Origin of the sequence: Myxococcus hansupus, from assembly GCF_000280925.3 — a bacterium.
In the GTDB taxonomy this organism is placed as follows: Bacteria; Myxococcota; Myxococcia; order Myxococcales; family Myxococcaceae; genus Myxococcus; species Myxococcus hansupus.
In genome coordinates, this window is sequence record NZ_CP012109.1 from 8,523,915 (window position 1) to 8,546,787 (window position 22,873).

At 68.7% G+C, this 22,873-nt stretch carries 17 protein-coding genes; 6 read left to right on the plus strand and 11 right to left on the minus strand.

Annotated features, from left to right (window positions below):
• The first annotated feature begins 372 nt into the window (after nt 1-372).
• From A176_RS33590 to A176_RS33610, 5 genes are all read left to right on the plus strand, one after another.
• Nucleotides 373-2,046: a DUF262 domain-containing protein gene (locus tag A176_RS33590; RefSeq protein ID WP_002637736.1), complete on the plus strand. Its 1,674-nt coding sequence runs from the start codon at nt 373-375 to the stop codon at nt 2,044-2,046.
• A 1-nt stretch (nt 2,047) separates the two neighbouring features.
• Entirely contained in the window at nt 2,048-3,277 is a 1,230-nt protein-coding gene (locus A176_RS33595) for a type II toxin-antitoxin system HipA family toxin (RefSeq protein ID WP_002637737.1), read from the plus strand.
• Nucleotides 3,278-3,559: 282 nt separating this feature from the next.
• The gene (locus tag A176_RS33600; protein ID WP_002637738.1) at nt 3,560-5,860 is read left to right on the plus strand and encodes a hybrid sensor histidine kinase/response regulator; all 2,301 of its coding nucleotides are present in this window, start codon (nt 3,560-3,562) and stop codon (nt 5,858-5,860) included.
• Between the two features lie 39 nt (nt 5,861-5,899).
• Complete coding sequence (locus A176_RS33605) at nt 5,900-6,976, plus strand: amidohydrolase family protein (RefSeq protein ID WP_002637739.1); 1,077 nt, start codon at nt 5,900-5,902, stop codon at nt 6,974-6,976.
• Nucleotides 6,969-7,337: a metal-sulfur cluster assembly factor gene (locus A176_RS33610; RefSeq protein ID WP_002637740.1), complete on the plus strand. Its 369-nt coding sequence runs from the start codon at nt 6,969-6,971 to the stop codon at nt 7,335-7,337. Before A176_RS33605 ends, A176_RS33610 begins: the two co-directional genes overlap by 8 nt.
• A 55-nt stretch (nt 7,338-7,392) precedes the next feature.
• Here the strand turns inward: A176_RS33610 and A176_RS33615 are convergent, their stop codons facing one another.
• The 9 genes from A176_RS33615 to A176_RS33655 form a co-directional block, all read right to left on the minus strand.
• Nucleotides 7,393-10,533, minus strand: coding sequence for a multidrug efflux RND transporter permease subunit (locus A176_RS33615; protein ID WP_002637741.1), 3,141 nt, complete (start codon nt 10,531-10,533; stop codon nt 7,393-7,395).
• Nucleotides 10,534-10,546: 13 nt separating this feature from the next.
• Nucleotides 10,547-11,683: an efflux RND transporter periplasmic adaptor subunit gene (locus A176_RS33620; RefSeq protein WP_226994065.1), complete on the minus strand. Its 1,137-nt coding sequence runs from the start codon at nt 11,681-11,683 to the stop codon at nt 10,547-10,549.
• Nucleotides 11,684-11,857: 174 nt separating this feature from the next.
• Nucleotides 11,858-12,427 carry a TetR/AcrR family transcriptional regulator gene (locus A176_RS33625; protein WP_002637743.1) on the minus strand — a complete coding sequence of 190 codons (570 nt, stop codon included), beginning with the start codon at nt 12,425-12,427 and terminating at the stop codon, nt 11,858-11,860.
• Nucleotides 12,428-12,541: 114 nt separating this feature from the next.
• Complete coding sequence (locus tag A176_RS33630) at nt 12,542-13,186, minus strand: glutathione S-transferase family protein (RefSeq protein ID WP_002637744.1); 645 nt, start codon at nt 13,184-13,186, stop codon at nt 12,542-12,544.
• Nucleotides 13,187-13,274: 88 nt separating this feature from the next.
• Nucleotides 13,275-13,649 (minus strand): DUF6285 domain-containing protein, encoded by a 375-nt coding sequence (locus A176_RS33635; protein WP_002637745.1) that lies wholly within the window; start codon nt 13,647-13,649, stop codon nt 13,275-13,277.
• A complete protein-coding gene (locus A176_RS33640) occupies nt 13,642-14,658 on the minus strand; it encodes a phosphotransferase family protein (protein ID WP_002637746.1) in 1,017 nt (338 codons plus the stop codon). Before A176_RS33640 ends, A176_RS33635 begins: the two co-directional genes overlap by 8 nt.
• A 3-nt stretch (nt 14,659-14,661) precedes the next feature.
• The gene (locus tag A176_RS33645; protein WP_002637747.1) at nt 14,662-15,861 is read right to left on the minus strand and encodes an acyl-CoA dehydrogenase family protein; all 1,200 of its coding nucleotides are present in this window, start codon (nt 15,859-15,861) and stop codon (nt 14,662-14,664) included.
• Between the two features lie 28 nt (nt 15,862-15,889).
• Complete coding sequence (locus A176_RS33650; protein WP_021781309.1) at nt 15,890-16,663, minus strand: SDR family NAD(P)-dependent oxidoreductase; 774 nt, start codon at nt 16,661-16,663, stop codon at nt 15,890-15,892.
• An 83-nt stretch (nt 16,664-16,746) separates the two neighbouring features.
• Nucleotides 16,747-17,763, minus strand: coding sequence for an isopenicillin N synthase family dioxygenase (locus A176_RS33655; protein WP_002637749.1), 1,017 nt, complete (start codon nt 17,761-17,763; stop codon nt 16,747-16,749).
• 62 nt (nt 17,764-17,825) lie between these two features.
• On the opposite strand from A176_RS33655, the gene A176_RS33660 reads away from it, so the two are divergent.
• Nucleotides 17,826-19,028, plus strand: a complete 1,203-nt coding sequence (locus tag A176_RS33660) for an MFS transporter (RefSeq protein ID WP_044890263.1) — start codon at nt 17,826-17,828, stop codon at nt 19,026-19,028.
• 215 nt (nt 19,029-19,243) lie between these two features.
• On the opposite strand, the gene A176_RS33665 is transcribed toward A176_RS33660, so the two are convergent.
• Nucleotides 19,244-21,238 (minus strand): acetyl-CoA carboxylase biotin carboxylase subunit, encoded by a 1,995-nt coding sequence (locus tag A176_RS33665; protein WP_002637751.1) that lies wholly within the window; start codon nt 21,236-21,238, stop codon nt 19,244-19,246.
• A 14-nt stretch (nt 21,239-21,252) separates the two neighbouring features.
• Complete coding sequence (locus A176_RS33670) at nt 21,253-22,869, minus strand: acyl-CoA carboxylase subunit beta (RefSeq protein WP_002637752.1); 1,617 nt, start codon at nt 22,867-22,869, stop codon at nt 21,253-21,255.
• Between the last annotated feature and the right edge of the window lie 4 nt (nt 22,870-22,873).

The window sequence follows — 22,873 nt, forward strand, 5'->3', positions numbered from 1 at the left end:
GCACACAGGAACACATGCCTGCGCCCCAGCACGTCATCAGCGTCCAGGAGCAAGAAGTGAATCCGGAATCCCAGGGGCCACCGCGCGCCGAGAGGGGGAACGCGGCGCGCGGGGCTCAACTGGGACTTCCACGGCGGTGTCGCTTTTGGGGGAGGCAATCACCGCCGCCGCGTCTCACTCCGAGGAGGAAACGTGGACGGCATGTTGAAGGGGGAGCGGGCGGCCGTCAAGCACGCTCCCTGACCTGGCTCACAATCGGACACTTACGCTCCGTGAAGACAGACGATTCCACCCTCACTGTCCAACCGGCACCTGCAACGCAAGGCGGGCATCCCCGGCGGAGCGTGTTACAGGCCCTGCGGAGACAAGCCCATGCAATCCACCCTGACGCGGCGGCCCCAGGCGACGGCATTCAGCATCGAGGACCTGCTGGACCGCGTCCGGCGCGGTGAGGTGCGCCTGCCCCACTTCCAGCGCCCGCTGCGGTGGGAGGCGGGGGACGTGAGGGACTTGCTCGACAGCGTGTACCGCGGCTATCCCATCGGCACGCTGCTCTTCTGGAAGCGCGAGGCCCCCGCCGCCAGCGTCAGCTTTGGCCCGGTGCGCATCGACGCGCCGTCTCACAGCCAGGCACTCTGGGTGGTGGACGGGCAGCAGCGCATCACCGCGCTGGCCGCCGTCCTCCTGCACCCGGGTCACGAGTCATCCCCCCGGGATGGCTTCACCCTCTACTTCGACCTGGAGGCCCAGGACATCGTCCAGCCCAGCCCCAGCGAACTGCCTCCGCCGCACTGGCTCCCGCTCAACCGGGTGCTGGACAGCGAGCAGCTCCTGGCCTGGCTGGACCGCTACCCCGGCCGCGAGAAGAACCCGGAGCACGTCCGCGCGGCCATCCGCCTGGGCAAGGCGGCGCGCGAGTACCAGATGCCCGCGTACGTCGTCGAAGCCGCGGAGGAGAAGACGCTGCGCATCATCTTCAAGCGGCTCAACACCGCCGGAAAGCCCCTCACCGACGACGAGGTCTTCAACGCGCTCTACGGCGGCGCGGCGGGCTCGCGGCTGCCCAACCTGAAGGCGCTGGCCGTCAGCCTGATGGACCTGGGCTTCGGCCGCATCGACGAGTCCCTGCTGCTGCGCGCGGTGCTCGCGGTGCGCGGCCTGGACTTCACCCAGGACTTCCAGAAGCAGCTTCGCGAGGAGGACGACCTCACGGAGACGCTCCTCCAGACCGAGGCGGCGCTCCGCAGCGTCATCGTCTTCCTCAAGCGCGACGCCGGCATCCCCCACGGGCGGCTGCTGACGAACCCGCTCTACTTCGTGCTGCTCGCGCGCTTCTTCCACCTGCACCCCGAGCCCTCGCCCCGCAGCCGGGACTTGCTCGCGCGCGGCTTCTGGCGCGGCAGCCTGGTGGACAGCTTCCTCGACAGCCGGGCCCTGTCGCCGCAGGAGCTGCTCGCCGCCATTGGCCCGGAGGAAGAGCACTCCGTCCAATCCCTGCTCGCGCAGGTGCGCCCCCTGTCCGACGAATGGCTGGCGCAGCACGCCCAGCCCGCGACCTTCGGCCTGGCGCTGCGCTCGCGCGGCATGGCGCTCAATGCCTTGTACGCGCTCCAGCCCCGGAACCTGCACACCGGAACGCCGCTGGAGGCCGCCCAGCTCTTCAGTGACACCGAGCCCGTGAGCCTCAGCCCCGTGCTCCGGGAGCTCAAGGTGACGGAGCCCGACGCCGAGCTGAAGCTGGACCCCGCGCTGTACCGCTCCTTCCTCTTCACGCCCGCCAACTACCTGCTGCACCCGCCCCTGCCCGGGCAGCCCATGTTGGACGCGCTGCGCGCCAGCCCGGGACCCTCGCCCGAGGTCCTCCACAGTCACGCCATCACCCCCGCCATGCTGGGGATGTTGCGCGAGGGCGGCACGCTCGAGTTCCTGATGCAGCGCATGGAGCTCATCGATAGACACATCATCGAGTTCCTGCGGGTCCGCACCCGCTACGAGGAGTCGGACCGCCCGTCCCTCCAATCGCTGGTCGTCGAGGAGGAGGACTGACTTGGAGCCCACCCGCACCACGGCCGGAATCCTCGACGTCCACCTGGGCGACGTCCACGTCGGCACGCTGACGATGCTCGAGGACGAGCGCATCGAGTTCGCCACCACCGAGGAGTACCGCCAGCGCTACCCGCGCCCGGTGCTGGGGCAGGTCTTCGAGGATGACCTGTCCCGCAAGCACATCAGCCGCCTGCGGCTGCCCACGTTCTTCTCCAACCTCCTCCCGGAAGGCGCGCTGCGCGAGCTCATCGCCGAGCGCGAGCAGGTGGCCCGCCAGCGCGAGTTCTTCCTCATCGCGCGGCTGGGCGAGGACCTCCCCGGCGCCGTCGTCGTCCGGCCCGCCAGCGTGCTGTCGCTCAGTGGCCTGGCGCCGCTGGAGGAAACCCAGACACCTCACACGCCGCAAGATCAGGAGCCGCTGCGCTTCTCGCTGGCCGGCGTGCAGCTCAAGTTCTCCATGCTGCGCCGGGACAAGGCGATGACGCTCCCCGCGGGCGGGCGCGGCGGCAACTGGATCGTGAAGCTGCCGGACAACCGCTACGACCGCGTCCCGGAGAACGAATTCTCCATGATGACGTGGGCCCGCGCCGCCGGCATCACCGTGCCGGAGGTGACGCTGCTCGACGTGGCCAACATCCAGGGCCTGCCAGAGGGCATCACCCTGCGCGAGGACGTGGCCTACGCCGTGCGCCGCTTCGACCGCCCGGAGCCCGGCAAGCGCGTCCACATGGAGGACCTGACGCAGGTGCTGGGGCTGTACGCCGACGAGAAATACAAGAAGTACAACTACGAGACGGTCGCCAACGTCATCTTCAAGGTGGCCGGGCTGGACGCGCTGCACGAGTTCCTGCGCCGGCTGGTGTTCATCGCCGTCATCGGCAACGGCGACGCGCACCACAAGAACTGGTCGCTGCTGTACCCGGACGGCCTGCGCGCCACGCTGTCCCCCGCCTACGATTTGGTGTCCACGCTCCAGTACATGCCGGCGGACACGCTCGCGCTCAACTTCGCCCGCTCCAAGCGCTTCGAGGACATCTCGCTGAGCGGCTTCGAACGGCTGGCGCGGAAGCTGGACCTGTCCCCCGGCGACGTGCTGCCCGTGGTGAAGTCCGCGGTGCAGGCCTCACTCGACACGTGGTCCTCGCTCCACGCCCAGCTCCCGCTGTCCGACGAGAGCCGGCAACGCATCGAGGCCCACTGGAAGCGCGTCCCCCTGCTGCAGGAAACCTGAGCCGAAGCGCGGGCGCGCTGGGGTGATGCCTACCCCACCATGCCCGCCGCCATCGCCTGGACACCGACAGTTCCAGTTACCTGTTCTATCTGTTGCGCACGTCGTCAGAGCCCTGACCGAGGGTGCGAGCGACGCCACGCATGAAATCCGGACATGCAATTTTTCCACAAATAGTGTCTATGTCCTGGAAAGCGGAAAGGCGTCTACGAACACCTCGCATGCCTTGAACCGGCGTTCCCCCCACGTCGGTATCAGGCAGCGCCCTGGCAACCCAAGGGAAGCATGTCGACCGAGCAGTGGGCCCATCGCTTCTTCGAGCTGTCCACGGAGCCCCTGGTCGTCCTGGGCCGTGATGGCGTGTTGCTCGAAGCCAATCCTGCCTTTGGCCACCTGGTGGGATTGCCCCTGCGCGCGTTGCGGCACATCCCATTACAGGAGTTTGTCCACGCAGACGACGTTGCATCGCTGTTTGCCAATCTGGGGTCGAGCAGCCCCACCACATTGACGTGTCGTTGGCGTCAGGCGGCTGGGTCCTGGAAGCCTCTGTCCTGGCGCATCTCCGCCCCATCTGAACAAGAGCCGCTGTACTGCACGGTCCAAGCGCACGAGGCGCCGCCGGAGCGCCTGGCCAGGCGCCACGGCCCCGCGCCCTGGCCCATGGGTGACAATCTGCCCTTCGGGCTCTACCTGGTGGAGATCCGCACCGGCCGCATCCAGTACGCCAACCACCGCTTCTGCCAGCTCTGGGGCATCACCGCCTTGGAGGCCCGAATCGAACGCGGCGAAATCATGCACGACGAGGTGCTGCATCACTGCCGGGCCGCGGGCGATGCAGCGGAGTTCCTGCGGCTGCCGGACACGTGCGTCGCGGAAGAATGCCCCGGGCTCGTCGAGGACGAGGCGCTGATGGCGGATGGCCGCACCGTGCGCCGGCTGTCCACGTCCTCACGGGTCGACGGGGACGCCACGCACTACCGGCTCTTCGCCTTCGAGGACGTCACCGAGCGCAAGCGCACCCAAGAGGCGCTGCGCCGCTCCGAGGAGAGCTTCCGCAAGCTCATCGACCGGGCCCCCGAAGGCATCTTCGTCCACACGCAGCGCCGCTTCATCTACGCCAACCCCACGCTGCTGCGGGCCCTGGGCTACGACGACGCGGCCGAGCTGATGGCCAAGCCCATCTGGAGCATCGTTCATCCGGACGACCTGGAGCTCGTCAAGGACCGCGTGCACGCCGCGGCCGTGAAGGGTGAGCAAGCCCCGCTGCGCGAGGTCCGCTACCTGCGGCGCGACGGCTCCTGGTACGACGCGGAGAGCGTGGGCATCCCCATCGAGTTCGACGGGCACGAGTCCGTCGTCGTGATGTCGCGCGACATCACCGAGCGCAAGCAGGCGCAGTCCCAGCTCCTCCAGAACGACCGCATGGTGCTGGCGGGCACGCTGGCGGCGGGCGTGGGGCACGAAATCAACAACCCGCTGACGTACGTGATGGCGAACCTCGCCTCCGCCATGGACTCGGTGAGCCGGCTGGGCACGGAGCTGACGCGGGCGGGAGAGCACGGCCCGCGCACGGTGCCCTGGCCCGCGACGCTGCATGACACGGAGTCGCTGCTCAAGGAAGCCCAAGAGGGCGCCATGCGCGTGCGCAACATCGTGCGCGACCTGAAGTTCATCTCCCGCCAGGACGAGGAGCGGCGCGAGGCGGTGGACGTGCGGCAGCCGCTCGACTTCTCCATCAACATGGCCACCAGCCAACTGCGCCACCGGGCGCGTCTCATCAAGAAGTACGAGCCCGTCCCCCGCGTCCACGCGGACGGCTCACGGCTGGGTCAGGTGTTCCTCAACCTGCTGGTGAACGCGGCCCACGCCATTCCGGAAGGCAACGCCGAGGAGCACCACATCACCGTGTGGGTCCGCGCGGGCGCGCCGGGCAGCGTGATGGTGGACGTGAGTGACTCCGGCTGCGGCATGACGCCCGCGGTGCTCTCCCGCGTCTTCGACCCGTTCTTCACCACCAAGCCCGTGGGCAAGGGCACCGGGTTGGGGCTGTCCATCTGCCACAGCCTCATCCGCAAGCTGGGCGGTGACATCACCGTCCGCAGCGAGCCCGGCAACGGCACCACGTTCACCGTCACCCTCCCCACCGCGCCGGACGCCGTCGTCCCGGAGGCGGCCCCCTCGGCGCCCGCCCCGCGCGTCGAGCGGCGCGGCCAGGTGCTGGTGATTGACGATGAGCCCGCGGTGGGCCGCTCCCTGGCGCGCATCATCGGCATGAAGCACCGGGTGACGGTGGTGAACAACGGCGAGGACGCGTTGGCGGTGCTGACCTCCGGCGCGCCCTTCGACGCCGTCTTCTGCGACCTGATGATGCCGGGCATCTCCGGCATGGACGTCTACGAGCGCGTCCGCGAGAGGGGGGACGGCGTCGCCCAGCGCTTCATCTTCATCACCGGTGGTTCCTATACGACGCGGGCCCGCCAGTTCCTCGAACGGGTGCCCAACCTCCAAATCGAGAAGCCCTTCGACGTGGAGACCATTCATCAAAGCCTGGGACAGCTCCTGGGTTTGACTCGTGGCAACGAATGACGCCGGAAGTCTCGGCCCAACAGTGAAAGGAGTCCTCAGGTGATTGACGGCAATTTCGTCATCGATGCGGTGACACACGCATACAACCTCCACCCGACAAACTACCGCGCGGGCAAATACGCCGAGTCGCTCGCGGGGCTCATCTGGGGGCTGCACAGCGGGCTCTCCGGTGACACGCACCGGGTGCCCACCACGGAAGGCTTCTTGAAGAACTGGTCCGTGCGGGAGCTGGCGCACCTGCTCTTCGTGGAGAGCGGCGTGGACCTGGCGGTGCACCACGTGCTGCCGCTCGAGACGCTGTACCACGACGGCCTCTGCTCCTTCGAGAAGACGCTGGAGATCCGGCACCGCTACCCCAACCGCTTCCTCGTGTACGCGGGCGTGGATCCGCTGCGCGGCACGGCGGCGCTGGACGACCTGGAGCGCCAGTTCGAGGCGCTCAAGCCGAGCGGCCTGAAGCTCTATCCGGCCGCGTGGCTGGGCGACAAGTTCCGCCACACGGGCTGGCGCATGGATGACCCGAGCATCGCCTTCCCGCTGTTCGAGCGGGCGCAGAAGCTGGGCATCAAGAACGTCGCCGTGCACAAGGGCCTGCCCATGGGCGCGGTGCCGCTGGAGCCCTACAAGGTGGACGACATCGGCGGCGCGGCGGACGCGTTCCCGGAGCTGAACTTCGAAATCGTCCACGGCGGCATGGCCTTCCTGGACGAGACGGGCATGCAGCTCTCCCTGTTCCCCAACGTGTATGTGAACCTGGAAGTGACGGGCGCGCTCATCGTGAAGCGCGAGCGCTGGTTCGCCGAGTCCCTGGCGGCGCTGCTGAAGTGGGCCGGCCCGGAGAAAATCATGTGGGGCTCCGGCACGGTCTTCACCCACCCGCACCCGGCGCTGCACAAGTTCTGGCACGACTTCCAGCTCCCCGACGACCTGGTGCAGGTGGCGGGCATGCAGGTGACGCCAGACGTGAAGCGGATGATTCTGGGCGGCAACTACGCGCGCTACGCGGGCGTGGATGTCGAGTCGGTGAAGAAGAGCATCGCCAACGACGAGTTCTCCCAGTTGAAGGCGCGCGGGAACATCCAGCCGTACGGCTACCACGAGGGCCTCTATGCCTGAGCAGGCACTGCGCGAACGCATCCAGGACATCCCAGACCCGTGTAGCTGCGCCACCGGCGTGCCGCTGGGCATCGGGGAGATGGGGCTCATCGAGTCCGTGAAGCGGACGGACGGACAGGTGACGGTGCGCATGCACATCACCTCACCCATGTGCATGATGGCCGCCTACTTCATGCGGGAAATCGAGGAGCGGCTGCTCAAGGTGGACGGCGTCACCACGGTGAACGTGGAGTTCGACCAGGAGCTGAAGTGGACGCCGCAGGACATCGAGCCGGGGGCCCGCCAGCGGCTCGCGGACAAGCGCATCACCATGCTGGGCGGCCGGCTGCTGCCCCAGGACTCGGAGCAGCGCCGCTCTTGAGCAGGTGACGCGGCGCTGGCGGGAATCACTCCCCGCCAGCGCCCGGCCCCACCCGCTAGTGATTCTCCGCCGGCGTGTGATTCACGAGCGGCGCCGGCTGCTCCGCCTTGCGCCGCCTGAGCACGCTGCGCACCGCCACGTAGAAGGCGGGCACCAGCAGGATGGCCAGGACGGTGCCCGACACCATGCCGCCGAACACGCCGGTGCCAATCGCGCGCTGCGTCTCGGCGCTCGCGCCGCTGGCCAGCACCAGCGGCACCACGCCCAGGGCGAACGCGAGCGACGTCATCAGGATGGGACGGAAACGCAGCCGCGCGGCCTCGACCGCGGCCTCGATGGGCGAGCGGCCCTGCTCCTCCAACTGCTTGGCGAACTCGACGATGAGAATCGCGTTCTTCGCGGACAGGCCGATGATGGTGATGAGGCCCACCTTGAAGAAGATGTCGTTCATCAGCCCCACGGCCAGCACGGAGCCCAGCGCGCCGATGAGGCCCAGCGGCACCACGAGCATGACCGACAGCGGAATCGACCAGCTCTCATACAGCGCCGCCAGCACCAGGAAGACGACGAGCATCGACAGCGCGAGGAGGATGGGCGCCTCGGAGCCGGACAGCCGCTCCTGGTAGGAGAGGCCCGTCCACTCCACCGCGAAGCCCGGCGGCAGCTCCGCGGCGATGCGCTCCATCTCCGCCATGGCGTCACCGCTGCTGAAGCCCGGCGCCGCGTTCCCAGCGATGCGCACGGCGGGATAGCCGTTGTAGCGGACGAGTTGCATGGGCCCCCGCTCCCAGACGGGCTTGGCCACCGACGACAAGGGCACCATCTGCCCGCGCACGTTGCGGACGGGCAGCTTGAGCACGTCCTCCACCTGCATGCGGGACTCCGCGCGCGCCTGGAGGATGATTTGCTGCATGTAGCCCTTGTTGGGGAAGTCGTTGACGTACGTCGACCCCAGCGCGGTGGAGATGACGGCGTTGATTTCCGAGAAGGGCACCCCCAGCACGGCCGCGCGTTCACGGTCGACCTGGATTCGCACCGTCGAGCCGTCCGGCAGCCCCTCCTGGTACGGGAAGCCGATGACGGGGCTCTCCGCCGCGCGGGCGAGGACCTGATTCATCGCCTTGTTCAGCGCCTCCGGCCCGTGTCCGGAGCGGTCCTCCAACCGCATCGCGAAGCCCGAGCTGTTGCCGAGCCCGTCCACCGACGGCGGCAGGACGTTGAACACCATGCCCTCTCGCTGCACGCCGAAGCGCTCGCTGGCGGCGGCCACCTCGCCCGCCGCCGTCGCGCCCTGGCGTGCCTTCCAGTCCTCCAGCATCACGAACATCAGGCCCGCGTTCGCGCCCGAGCCGAAGAACCCGAAGCCCTGGATGGTCAGCACGTCCTTGATGCCCTCGCGCTGGCCCAGGTAGTCCTCCAGCTCCTTGAGCACCGTGTTCGTCCGCTCGGCCGTCGCGTCCGCGGGGAGCTGCACCGCGGCGTTGAAGAACCCCTGGTCCTCTTCGGGGAAGAAGGCCCCTGGCAGACGCACGAAGGCCAGGGCGACCATCGCCACCACGGCGACATAGGCCACGAAGGCCCGGCCCAGCCGCCCGACGATGGCCCGCGTCCAACGCGCGTACCGCCCCGTGACCCGCTCCAGCAGCCGGTTGAAGCCCCCGAAGAAGCCCCGGCGCGCGCCCGCATGGCCCGGCGCCACCGGACGCAGCAGCGTGGCGCAGAGCGCCGGCGTGAGCGTGAGCGCGAGGAAGGCCGAGAAGAGAATCGACACCGCCATCGCCAGGCTGAACTGCCGGTAGATGGTGCCCACCGAGCCCGTTGCGAACGCCATGGGGATGAACACGGACGTGAGCACCAGGGTGATGCCGATGACGGCGCCCGTGATTTCCCGCATCGCCTTCTTGGTGGCCTCGACGGGGGACAGCCCCTCCTCCGCCATGATGCGCTCGACGTTCTCCACCACGACGATGGCGTCGTCGACGATGATGCCAATGGCCAGCACCATGCCGAACATCGTCAGCACGTTGATGGAGAACCCCGACGCCAGCATCACCGCGAAGGTCCCCAAGAGCGCGATGGGCGCGACGATGGCCGGAATCAGCGTGTACCGCACGCTCTGCAGGAACAGGTACATCACCGCGAAGACGAGCAGCATCGCCTCGAAGAAGGTCTGGACCACCTGCGAGATGGAGATGCGCACGAACGGCGCCGCGTCGTAGGGAATCGTGTACTCCACGCCCGAGGGGAAGGCCCGGGAGAGGTCCGTCATGCGCTCACGGATGCGCTCCGACGTGTCCAGCGCGTTGGCCCCCGGCGCCAACTGGACGCCGAACGTGGCGGCGCTCTTGCCGTTCTGCCGGGTGCCCGTGGCGTAGCTCTGCGGCCCCAGCTCTACCTTGGCGACGTCCTTGAGCAGCACGCTCGAACCATCCGGGTTCGCCCGGAGGATGACGCGCTCGAAGTCCGCGACGTCCTCCAACTGCCCCTGGAGGAGCAGCGGCGTGGTGACGCGCTGGCCGGGAACGGCGGGCATGTCCCCCAGCCGCCCAGGCGAGGCCTCCGCGTTCTGCGCGCGAATGGACGCGGCGACCTCCTCGACGGAAATCCCGTGCGCGGTGAGCCGCTCCGGGTCCAACCAGACGCGCAGCGCGCGGGCCGGCGTGAAGAGCTGGACGCGGCCGACACCGGGCACGCGCCGCAGGTCCTCGATGACGTTCCGGCTCAGGAAGTCGCCGAGCGCGTCCTCGTCATAGCGGCCATCCTTCGACGCCAGCGTGGAGAAGAGCAGGAAGTTGGTGGCGGTCGTCTCCACCTGGAGCCCCAACTGCCGCACCATCTGCGGGAGCCGTGACTCCACCGTCTTGAGGCGGTTCTGGATGTCGACCTGCGCCAGGTCGGCGTCCGTCCCCGGCGCGAACGTCACCACGATTTGCGCGACGCCCGACGTGTCACTGGACGACTCGAAGTACAGGATGTTCTTCACACCCGCCAGGCCGCGCTCGATGAGCGAGACGACGCTGTCGTTCATGGCGGCCGGCGTGGCGCCGGGATAGGTGGCGGTAATCGTCACGCTCGGCGGCGCGATGGAGGGGTACCGCTCGATGGGGAGCCGGGGAATGGAGATGGCCCCGGCGAGCATGATGAAGATGGCAATCACCCAGGCGAACACTGGGCGTTCAATGAAAAAACGAGGCACGGCTCACTCCAGTTCAGCGTGCGGTCGAGGCGTGCTGCCACTCAACGGGGGTGACTTGAAGGCCGGGAGCCAGGCGGTCCTGCCCCTCGACCACGACACGCTCTCCCGCGGAGAGACCCTCTTCGACGACGTAGCGCCCGTGGATGACGCGCCCGACGCGGACAGCGCGCTGCTCGGCGGTGTTGTCCTCGCGGACGACGAAGAGCTGGGCCTTGCCCTCGGCGTCGTGGAGCACGGACTGCTGAGGCACCAGGAGCGCGTTCTGGACCTCCCCCAGCACCACGCGTGCCCGGACGAACATGCCCGGCAGGAGCTGCTGCTTCTCGTTGGGGACCAGCACACGCACCGTGCGCTCGCCGGAGCCGGGGTCGACGGTGATGTCGGAGAACTGCACCCGGCCTCGCTCCGGATACGGCGCGCCGGAGGCGGAAATCAGGATGACCTCCGCACCCTCGCTGCCAGAGCCGCCCTGGGCGGACTGCAGGGACACCGCGCGGTCCGCGGGTGACTTGATGTCCACGAAGACGCGGTCAATCTGCTGGATGACGCTCAGGGGCGTCACATCCGCGGGGCCCACCAGGGCGCCCTCGTTGACCTGGGAGATGCCGATGTGCCCCGCGATGGGCGCGGTAATCGTCGCGTAGTCCAGGTCGACACGGGCCCGCTCCAACGCCGCGCGGGCCCGCGCCACCTCGGCGGTCGCGATGGCGAGCGTCGCGCGGGCGTCATCGAGCGCCTGCTGGGTGCTCGCCCCCTGGTCGAAGAGGACCTGGATGCGTTTCGCATGGAGCTCCGCCTGGAGCTTGCTGGCCTCACTCCCGGAGTGGGCCGCCGCCGCGCCGTCCACCGTCGCCCGGAACACCGCGGCCTCCAGGCTGTAGAGCGGCTGCCCCTTCTGCACCGTGTCGCCCTCGACGAAGCGGCGGCTGCGCACCAGCCCGCCCACCTGCGGACGGACTTCCGCGACCCGGAAGGCCGCCACGCGCCCCGGGAACTCGTCATGCAGGACGACGGACTCCCCTTGCACCTTCAGCGTGGCCACCTCCTGCACCGGGGGTGCGTAGGCGGCCGCCTCCTGCTTGCCGTCACACGCGAGCAGTGGGAGCAGCGTCCAAGCGAACAACAAACCCGTCGACCGTCGAATAGACATACTTTTCACACCCAACCGCACAATGAAGCGACACCTGCTCCGCGCAGATGACATGACACATGGGACGTATCGAGACACAACCGCGTGACAAGCCCAGTCCACGCAAGCGCCCGGCCGGACAAACCCTTGGCCGTGGCGTCAACCGATTGGAGTCACGCTGCCAGTGATGAAGCGCTACTCCCGGGTGAGTTCCTCGAGCCTGCGGATGACCGCGGCCCTGACTTCAGGGCTGATTCCCTGGTCCTCGATGAGATCCGAGAACCACAGGCCATCCGAGGCCAACCGGCAGATGATGGAATTGATGTCTTGAGGGCTTACACCACCGGGACCCAACTTGAGGTCTTCCTGCCAACTACAGTTCCACCGCTCGCGCAGGTCGGGCTCGACCATCATGCTCCCAATCAGCGCGCGCAGGCCCTTGTTCTCCTCCGCGCTCGCGGGACTGGAGACCATGGCGCGGAGGTACGCGCGGGCTTCCCGCCCATGCGCGTCCGGGTCCTCCGCGATGTGCGCATGGAACGAGTCGACGAACTGCTGGTTCATCTCCTCGAACAGCGCGTCCAGCAGGAGCTGCTTGCTTCGGAAATGGTGCTGGAGGCCGCCCTTCGTCACACCGGCCCGGGCGGCGACGGCTTCGAGCGTCACCCCCTGCGTCCCCCCTTGCGTGACGATTTCGAGCGCGGCACGCAGGAGCTGCGCCCGAATCACGTCGGGCTGCTTCTTGCGATGGTGGGCGCTCGTCATGACCGGAACATGCCGTCCGGATGGATTCTTTTCAACTTGGATTTGAGAGGCCCCTGAAGGGACCTCTTTTCAGGCACTTACACATGAAGAGAGGCCCCAGCGGGCGCCAGGAAATCAGGCGCGCGGCTGCTGGAACGGCGCCATCTGGGCGGCCAGGGCGCGCTGGAAGGCGGGCCTCGCCTCACAGCGTTCCTTGTAGGCCTTGAGGGAGGGAAATCCGTCCAGCAGGTCCGTGTGCCGGAGGATGCGGAGCACCGTCACCATCATCAGGTCGCCGGCGGTGAAGCGGTCCTCCAGGTACTCGCGGTCGCCCAGTTGGGCCGCGAGCTCGCCCAGCCGCCCGTTGAGCGCCTCCACGATGCCGGGCCTGCGCAGCTTCGCCCACTCCTCCTTGGCGAAGAACAGGTCCACCTCCGCGAGTGGCTGAATCATGATTTCGATGGAGTTCAGCGCCGCGAAGAGCCACGACACCGCGCGAGCCCGGCCCGCCGCGTCCGCTGGAAGCAGCGCCTCACACCGCGCCGCGATGTGGAGCACGATGGCGCCCGACTCGAAGAGCACGAGCCCGTCCTCCTCCAGCACCGGCACCTGTCCGAAGGGCTGGAGGGCGCGGTAGTCCTTCGACACCTGGACCTCGGGGTCGATGAGCCGCGTCTGGTACGGCAGCCCGGCCTCCTCGAGCGCCCACCGCACCCGGAGGTCCCGGACCAAACCCTGTGCGAACGGGGGCACCCACTTGAACGCGCTCACGGTGATCATGCTGTGTCGTCTCCTCGGTGTCGGCGGCCTGGAAGCGCCCACTGTCGCCACGTGGCGCGGCATCCTCAAGCACGCGGAGAAAACGCCGTCAACGAACCGACGATGCCCGGTCCTCATCCACCAGCGCCTTCGGCGCGCTCTCCCGGACGCGCTGCACCGTCGATGCCCATAGCAGCTCACGCGCCTTGGCGCTGTCGTCGAACTGGCCCTGGCGAATGCGCGCCGCGAACTCGCGGAGCAGTGCGGTCAATTCGCCGTCCCGCCCGAGCAACGCGGACAGCGCCTTTCGCTCCACGTCTTGGGGACCGTCACCGCATCGGAGCTGGCGCTCGGCGATGCCCATGGCATTGGCGATCATCCGCGCGCTGTAGGCCTTGTCACCGGGGAGCGAGGGCAGCAGCTCCTTGAGCAGCACCTCGCGCGCCACCGCCAGCAACTCCGCGCCATCCGGACGTTCACGCATGCCGTCCTCCCGTCATCCGGAGAATCTCCAACTCCACCTCCGGCACGATGTGCGCCGTCAGCGCCAGCTCCAGGGACGGCTCCTGACCGGACACATGGCGCTCGCCCTGCTGCACCGCGATGACGGCCCACCGCACGTGGGCATACACCTCCCAATAGAGCACCGCGTCCCGTTCGAGCCGGCGTCCGCTCACACGCTCGTAGCCGCGAAACAGCGCCTCGCGTGAGCCCATGCCCCCCGCCTCCTTGCCGAGCTGACCGAAGCGCCAACACCGCGCGCAGAACCAGCCCAGGTCCTCCAGCGGGTCCGACCAGGCCGCGAACTCCCAATCCAACACCGCCGTGAGCCCCGCCTCGTCCACCATGTAGTTGCCCGTGCGGAAGTCGCGATGTGTCAGCACCGGCTGCGCCGTCTCGGGCGCGTTCCGTTCCAGCCAGCGGAGGCCCCACTCCAGGGCCGGGAACGCCGTGTGATGTCCGTCCAGGAAGTGCCTGAACTCCTTCACGCCCTGGAGCGCGGGAGAGCGCACGGGCGCGGGCAGGAAGGACAGCCGCTCCACCGGTGGGCGGATGGCATGCAGCCGCGCCATCTCCTCGCCGATGCGCTCCACCAACCGCTCCCGGTCTCCGCCCAGGTGGGGCTCCTTCATCAACCGGTGCGCCGCGGCCGTTCCCCGCGCCTTGCGCATCACGAAGAAGTCGCGACCCAGCACGGACGCGTCGCCCAGCCACAGGGGTTCGGGGACCGTCACCCCGGCGGCGAAGGCCTCTCGCAGCAAGGCGAACTCCTGCGCGCGGCTGTGCGACACGGCGACGCCCGAAGGTGCGTCCGCGCGCAACACGCACGCCAACACGCCTTCATGGGCCCCGCCCGTGAGCGACACCGACAGCAGCCAGTTCTCCTGGATGGCCCCACCCGAAAGCAGGCGCGCGTCATCGATTCGCGCCGAGCGAGCGCCCGCCTTCTCCGCCAGGAACGCCTCCAGGGCCTGCCTCCGTGCGTCCCACATGGCTCACACGCCCCACTTGAAGAACCCTGGCCCCTCCGCCAGGTAGGCGCGTGACAGCACTTGCTTGTGCACCTCGCTGGCGCCGTCCACCAGGCGGGCTTGCCGCGCGTAGCGGTAGATCCACTCGACCAGGGTGTCCCGGGAGTAGCCCCGCGCGCCCAGGAGCTGGATGGCCGTGTCCGCCGCCTTGTGCAGCGTGTCCGCGACGTGAATCTTCGCGATGGAGATGTCCGTGCGAGCGAAGTCGCCCTGGTCCAGCTTCCAGGCGGCGCTCATGGTGAGCAGCCGACCCATGTGGATGTCCTTGGCGGCGTCACCCAGCATCCACTGCACGCCTTCGTGCTGGGCCAGCGTCACGCCGAAGCTCATGCGCTTCGAGACGTAATCCCCTGCTTCTTCCAGGCACCGTTTGGCCAACCCCAGCCAGCGCATGCAATGCGTGAGGCGCGCCGTGCCCAGCCGAATCTGCGTCACCTTGAGCCCGTCCCCCACTTCCAACAGGCGGTTCGCGTCCGGAATCTCCAGCCCGTCGAAGACGATTTCGCAGTGCCCGCCGTGCTCCTCGGGTCCCATGATGGGAATGCGCCGCTCGATGCGCCAACCCGGCTGGTCCGCGTCGAACAAGAAGGCGGTGAGCCCCTTTCGCTCATCGTCGGACGTGCGCGCCACCAGCACGAAGTGCTGGGCTCCCTGTGCACCGGTGATGAACCATTTGCGGCCGGTGATGACCCACGTGTCGCCACGCCGCGTGGCCTTCGTGTACGTGAGGGACGGGTCGGAGCCACACCCCTGGGGCTCCGTCATCGCGAACGCCGAGCGCACCTTCCCGTCGATGAGGGGCTGCAACCAGCGCTGCTTGAGGTCCTCGGTCCGGAGGACCTTCTCCAACAGAATCATGTTGCCGTCGTCGGGCGGCGCGGCGTTGAACATCACGGGCCCGAAGGGCGAGCGCGCCGCCTCCTCGTAGCAGGCCGCCATGCCCACCACGCCCAGGCCCTGCCCGCCACGCGCCTTCGGCATCTGGAAGGCCCACAGTCCTTCGGCGCGAGCACGGGCGCGCACACGGGCGACGATGTCCTCGCGGATGTTCTCGTGCGCGTCGAACACCTCGGGCTGCTTCTCCAGCGGCAGGACGTGCTGTTCGACGAAGGCCCGCACGCGCAGGCGGTAGTCCTCGACCTCGGGGGACAGGGAGAAATCCATCGGTGGCTCCTGGAGAACGGCGCGGAACTCACAACGTGGAGCAGAGGTGGCCGCCATCCACCTCCAGCACGCTGCCACTCATGTAACCGCCGGCGTCCGAGGCCAGGAGCAGCAGCGGCCCATCCAACTCGTGCAGGTGGCCCAGCCGGCGGAAAGGGATGCGCGCAATCAGCTTCTTCGCGGCTTCGCTTTCGAAGAACTCGCGGTTGAAGTCCGTCTCGATGTAGCCCGGCGCCAGGGCATTCACGCGAATCCGGTGCCGCGCCAGCTCGAGCGCCATCGCCTTGGTGAGCTGAATCAACCCCGCCTTCGACGCGCAGTACGGAGCGACAGCGCCGCTCACGCGCAGGCCCAGGATGGAGGCGATGTGGATGATGCTCCCCGGTGTCGCCCGCTCGACCAGCCGACGCGCCACGGCGCGGGCCACCAGGTAGGCCCCCTTGAGGTTGGTGTCGACCACCGTGTCCCACTCCGCCTCCTCCACCTGGAGGAAGAAGTGCTGGCCGGACACACCCGCGTTGTTCACCAGGACGTCCACCACGCCACCCGTCAGGGCCTCGGCCCGGGCCACGGCCGCGCTGACGGAGTCGGCCTGCGTCACGTCCAGGGACACCGCGTGGGCACGCAGGCGCTGGCCCCGCAGGCGCTCGACCTCGGTGACCAGCGTCTCCATGCGGCGGGCCGCCAACACGACCTCCGCGCCCGCCCGGGCCAGCACCTCCGCGAAGTGCAACCCCAGCCCTCCCGACGCGCCGGTAACCAACGCGCGACGGCCACCCAGGTCAAAGGCAGACGGCTTCATGGCGACCCTCCGGAGACTCCAGGCACGACAGGTCAACCAAGACGCTATTGGCAATCTGCCAACATGTCCAGCCTGGCGTGACCCTACAGCACGCGCCGGCCCAGCTCCGGAAACACCTTGGACACCTTGCCCAGCAGGTAGTCGCCGTAGGTGCCCCGGTAGGCATGCACGCTGGCGCCATCCCAGCGGCGTGAGCGGTCCGCATCCACATCCACGCCCGAGGCCCGGGGAAGTGGCTGGACCTCGGCCACGAAGTCCGGGTCGAAGAACAGCGGGAAGGACAGCCGGCTCTTCCCACTGACGTTCTTCACCCGATGTGGCGTCGACCGGTACCAGCCACCCGTCATCCGGTCGAGCATGTCACCGACGTTGCAGACCAGCGTCCCGGGCACGGGCGGCGCCTCCACCCAGCCGCGAGGCGTCTTCACCTGCAAGCCGCCGTGTTCGTCCTGCGCCAACAGCGTGAGCAGGCCGTAATCGGTGTGCTCGCCCACGCCCCACCGCGCCTCCGAGGTCTCCGGCTCCGCGGGGTAATGGAAGACGCGGAAGAGCACCGTCGGGTCCGCCGTGTAGTGCCGCTGGAAGTAGTCCGCTTCCAAACCCAGGCTCAGCGCGATGCCCTCCATCAACGCGTGCCCCGCGCGGGTGCAGGCCGCCATGTAGTCCAGCACCGCGGAGCGCAGCTCCGGCACCTCCGAGGGCCACAGGTTCGCGCCGTGCAGGGGCCAGCCGGCCTTCACGCGCGGGTGCTCACTCCCCAGCTCCGTGCCCAGGTAGAGCCCTTCCTTCCGGTCCGGCCGCCCCGAGGTCAGCTCGCCGCCCAGCGGAAACCATCCCCGCCAGGCGACGCCGCCTCGCGACATGGCGATGGCCTCCTTCGCCGCCCGGGACAGCGCGAAGAAGCGGCGGCTCTCCTGCTCCAACCGCGCGAACTGCTCACCGGACACGCCGTGGCCCGTGACGTAGAAGAAACCACTGTCACGACAGGCCAGCTCGACCTCGCGTGCGACCTGGGCACGCTCGGTGGTGCGAGAAGCGTCGAACAGGGACGCCATGTCGATGACAGGCAAGCCGCCGGGTGTGGAATCCAGTCCAGACATGCCTCGAAGCCTACACAGGTCTGGACCCTGAAAGGGTGGGGCGCGAGAGTCCAATGGCCGCCATGACGACGCCTTCCCCCTCGGAGTCCCCCCACACCGTCCTGTCCACCGGGCTCGTGTGGCTCATGGCCGCCGCCTCGGGGGCGACGGTCGCGAACCTCTATTACAACCAGCCCCTGCTGGGGGACATCGGGGCGGCGCTGGGCGCGTCTGGGAGCGCGCTGGGGCTGGTGCCCATGCTGACGCAGGTCGGCTACGCGGTGGGCATGCTGTTCATCGTCCCCTTGGGCGACAGCCTGGAGCGGCGGCGGGTCATCGTCACCATGAACGCGCTGGTGGCCCTGGCGCTCGTGGGCGTGGCGCTCTCACCCACGTTGCACTGGATGGTGGCCGCGAGCTTCTTCGTGGGCGTCACCACCATCATCCCCCAGCTCCTCGTCCCCTTCGCGGCGCACCTCGCTCCCGCCGCGCAGCGGGGCCGGGTGGTGGGCACCGTCATGAGCGGCGTGCTCATGGGCATCCTCCTCTCGCGGACGGCCGCGGGCTTCGTGGGGACACACCTGGGCTGGCGCACCATGTTCTGGATCGCGGCGGGGCTGATGCTCGTGCTGGCGGGCGTGCTGCGCTTCACCCTGCCCTCCCAGCCGCCCGTGGCCTCGATGCCGTATCCCCAGTTGCTGCGCTCACTCATCGACCTGGCGCGCACGGAGCCTGTCCTGCGGCTGCACGCGGTGCTGGGCGCGCTCAGCTTCGGCGCGTTCAGCGTCTTCTGGTCCACGCTGGCGCTGTACCTCCAGAGCCTGCCGCAGCAGTACGACGCGCAGGTGGCGGGGCTCTTCGGCGTGGTGGGCGTCGCGGGCGCGGCCGTGGCGCCGCTGGTGGGCCGCTACGCCGACTCGCGCGGAGACCGGCGCATCAACGCCGGGGCCATCGTCGTGCTGCTCCTGTCGTTCGTCGTGATGTGGCCCCTGGGACGCTGGCTGTGGGGCATGGCGCTGGGCGTGGTGCTGCTCGACCTGGGCGTTCAGGCCAATCAGATTTCCAATCAGACGCGCGTGTACTCGCTGCGTCCCGAGGCCCGCAGCCGGCTCAACACGCTCTACATGGTGACGTACTTCGCGGGAGGCGCCGCCGGTTCGTGGCTGGGCACCTTCGCCTGGACGCACTGGGGTTGGACCGGCGTCTGCGCCTCCGGCGCCGCGCTGTGTGTCGTGGCCCTGCTGGCGCTCAAGCGGGGCCCGAGGGGCTCTGGGTTGAAGACCTGAGCCTCACGTGCCGTCTTGAATGGAGTTCCCGAGCGCCTCGGCGGGGATGAGTCGATACCGCTCTTGGGTCGGCACACCCAGGTGACGGGCGATTTGGACCAGGGCCGCGCCTTCGATGAAGACGAAGGCCTCTGTCTTGTGACGGTAGGGAGGGCAACGCCCGGTGTTCCTGCCCCGGGCGGCGCTCGAACGTCCAGAAGACGACTCCGCTCAGCTCACTCCGTCTTCTCCGCCGCCACCGCGACGAGGAGCTGCTTCGCCTTCACCTGGCTGCCCACGGACACGTTGAGCTCGGAGACCGTGCCCACGACATCGGCCACGACCTGGAACTCCATCTTCATGGCCTCCAGGACCACGAGGACGTCTCCAGGCTTCACCGCCGCGCCGACCTGCGTGTCCACGCGCAGGATGCGGCCGTCCATCGGCGCCGCCAGCCGCCCGCTGCCCGCGCCGTCGGACTTCGATGGCGGTCGGAACGTCACGTCCGTGAGGGCATGAGCCCCCGCGCCCGCATCCAACCAGAGCGTGTCCCCCTCCCGCTGGTAGCGCGCACGCCCACGCATCCCACCGATGGAAAAGTCGAGCACGCCCCCGGACAGCCCCAGCATGGCCACGTCGAAGGACGCGTCCCCCACGGTCACCGTGTACGCATCGGAGGACACGGGCTGGACCGTGACGTCCTCCTCCGCCCCCCGGCTCGCCAGCTTCATCCGCACGGGGTGGCGGTACGCCGTGTTCCAGTTCAGCAAGGACGCATCCAGTCCGGCCGCGTCCGCCAGCTTCAAGCCCTCATCGTGGAACAGCAACGCCGCCGCGAGCGCACGGGTCTTCGCGTCCGCGACGTACAGCCCTTCGACCTCCGGCGCGGGCGCGTGCTTCGCGATGAACGCCGTGTCGTACTCCCCCGAGCGGAACGCTCCGTGCTCCAGCACGTACAGGAGCAGGTTCTTGTTGGTGGTGACACCGAACACCGTCAGCTCGCGCAGCGCCTCCACGAGCCGCCGCCGCGCCGTCTCCCGGTCCGGGCCGTGCGCAATCACCTTCGCCTGCATCGAGTCGTAGAAGGGCGGAATCTCCTGCCCACCCCGCACGCCATGGTCGATGCGCACGCCCTCGCGCGTGGGCAGCGCCCACGTCAACAGCCGCCCGGCCTGCGGCGCGTAGCCCTTGGCCGGGTCCTCCGCGCAGAGGCGAACCTCGATGGCGTGCCCCGACGCGGAAATCGCCTCCTGCGTCCGAGGCAGCTTCTCCCCCGCGGCCACGCGGAGCTGCCACTCCACCAGATCCAACCCGGTAATCATCTCCGTCACCGGGTGCTCCACCTGGAGCCGCGTGTTCATCTCCATGAAGTAGAAGTCACCGCTCGGCGCGAGCAGGAACTCGATGGTCCCCGCGCCCCGGTAACCAATGGCCCGGGCCGCGGCCACCGCCACCTCGCCCATGCGCGCACGCAGCTCGGAGCTCACCGCCGGCGACGGACTCTCTTCGACAATCTTCTGGTGCCGCCGCTGCACCGAACAGTCCCGCTCGCCCAGGTGCACGACGTTGCCGTGCGTGTCCGCGAAGACCTGGACCTCCACGTGACGCGCGTCGATGACCGCCTTCTCCAGGATGAGCTCTCCGCTCCCAAAGGCATTCGTCGCCTCCGAGCGCGCCGCGCGCAGGGCCGCGCGGAGCTGGGACGCCTCGTGCACCAACCGCATGCCCCGACCGCCGCCCCCCGCCGCGGCCTTCACCATCAGCGGGAAGCCGATACGCTCGCCCTCCACCGCCAGCGCCTCGTCATCCAGGTCCGAGGCCTCGTAGCCAGGAATGCACGGCACGCCGGCCGCGAGCATCCGCAGCTTCGCCTGACGCTTGTTGCCCATCAGGGTGATGGCCTCGGCCTCCGGGCCGATGAATACGAGACCCGCGTCCTGGCAGGCGCGCGCGAAGTCTGCGTTCTCGGAGAGGAAGCCGTAGCCCGGGTGAATCGCCTCCGCGCCGGACGCCTTCGCCGCTTCGAGAATCTTCTCGATGACGAGGTACGACTCCTTCGCCGGGGACGGCCCAATGGGCACGGCCTCGTCCGCCGCGAGCACGTGCGGCGCGGACCGGTCCGCCTCGGAGAACACCGCCACGGTGCGGTAGCCCAGCCGCTGGCACGTCCGAATCACGCGGACGGCAATCTCGCCACGGTTCGCGATGAGGACCTTCTTGAAACGCTCCATCGTGTCCGCTCCTCTCACAGCCGCGCGACGCCGAACGTGTTGGGATGGACCTGCCGCCGCTTCGCCTCGCGGCAGACCGACAACGCGAACCCGAGCACCCGTCGCGTGTCACGCGGGTCGATGAGCCCGTCATCGAACAGCCGCGCGCTGCCGTTGAACGGATGCGACTCCTTGTCGAACTGGTCGATGATGGGCTGGCAGAACGCCTTGATTTGCTCCTCGTCCACCACCTGTCCCTGGCGGGCCAGCTTCTCCCCGAAGACGATGGACATCACCTTCGCCGCCTGCTCGCCGCCCATGACGGCGGTGCGCGCGTTGGGCCACCCGAAGATGAAGCGCGGATGGAAGGGCCGGCCGCACATGCCGTAGTTGCCCGCGCCAAAGGCTCCGCCAATCAGCACCGTGAGCTGCGGCACCGTCGCGTTGGCCACGGCCTGAATCATCTTCGAGCCGTGCTTCACGATGCCGCCCTGCTCCGGCTGCGTCCCCACCAGGTAGCCCGTGGTGTTCTGCAGGTAGAGGATGGGCGTGTCCTTCTGGCAGCAGAGCTGGATGAACTGCGCCGCCTTCGTCGCGCCCTTGGGGGAAATCGGCCCGTTGTTGCCGATGATGCCCAGCGGATGGCCGTACAGGTTCGCCCAACCACAGACGGTGTGCGCGTCGTACTCATCCTTGAAGCCGGTGAACTCCGAGCCATCCACGATGCGCGCGATGACTTCACGGCAGTCATAGGGCTTGCGGTAGTCCATGGGGACGGCGCCGCAGAGCTCGTCCGGGGAGTAGAGCGGCTCGGCGTACGTCGGACGCTCCGCGGGCGGGAGCTGCGCGTTCCACCCGAGCTTCGCCACGATTTCCCGCGCGATGCGGATGCCGTCGGCGTCGTCCTCGGCCAGGTAGTCCGCCGTGCCCGCCACCGTCGCGTGCATCTCCGCGCCACCCAGCTCCTCGTCGGTGGCGATTTCCCCCGTGGCCGCCTTGAGCAACGGCGGGCCCGCGAGGAAGACCTTCGCCTTCTTCTTCACCATCACCACGTAGTCGGACAGGCCCGGCAGGTACGCGCCGCCCGCGGTGCTGGAGCCATGCACCACCGTCACCTGCGGGATGCCCGCCGCCGACAGTCGCGCCTGGTTGTAGAAGGTCTCCCCGCCCGGGATGAAGATCTCCTGTTGGTACATCAGGTTGGCGCCGCCGCTCTCCACCAGCGACACCATGGGCAGCTTGTTCTCCAGCGCGAGCGCCTGGGCTCGCAGCGCCTTCTGCACTCCCCACGGTGACGCGGTGCCACCCTTGATGGCCGAGTTGTTCACGAAGACGATGCACCGCACCCCGGACACGTAGCCAATGCCGATGATGCTGTTGCCGCCCGCCAGCGAGCCGTCGCTGTCATCGTGGTAGCGGTAGCCACACAGCGTGGACAGCTCCAGGAACGGGGAGCCCCGGTCGAGCAGCAGCATCAACCGCTCGCGAGGCAGCAGTTGACCGCGCTTGTGGAACTTCTCGCGCGCCTGGTTCTCCGTGTGACGGACCTTCGCCTCGATGTCCCGCAGCTCCGCGACACGCGCCAGCATGTCCGCGCGGTGAGCCTTGAACGTCTCGGAGCCCGGGTCGATTCGCGATGTGAGTCGTGGCATCGGT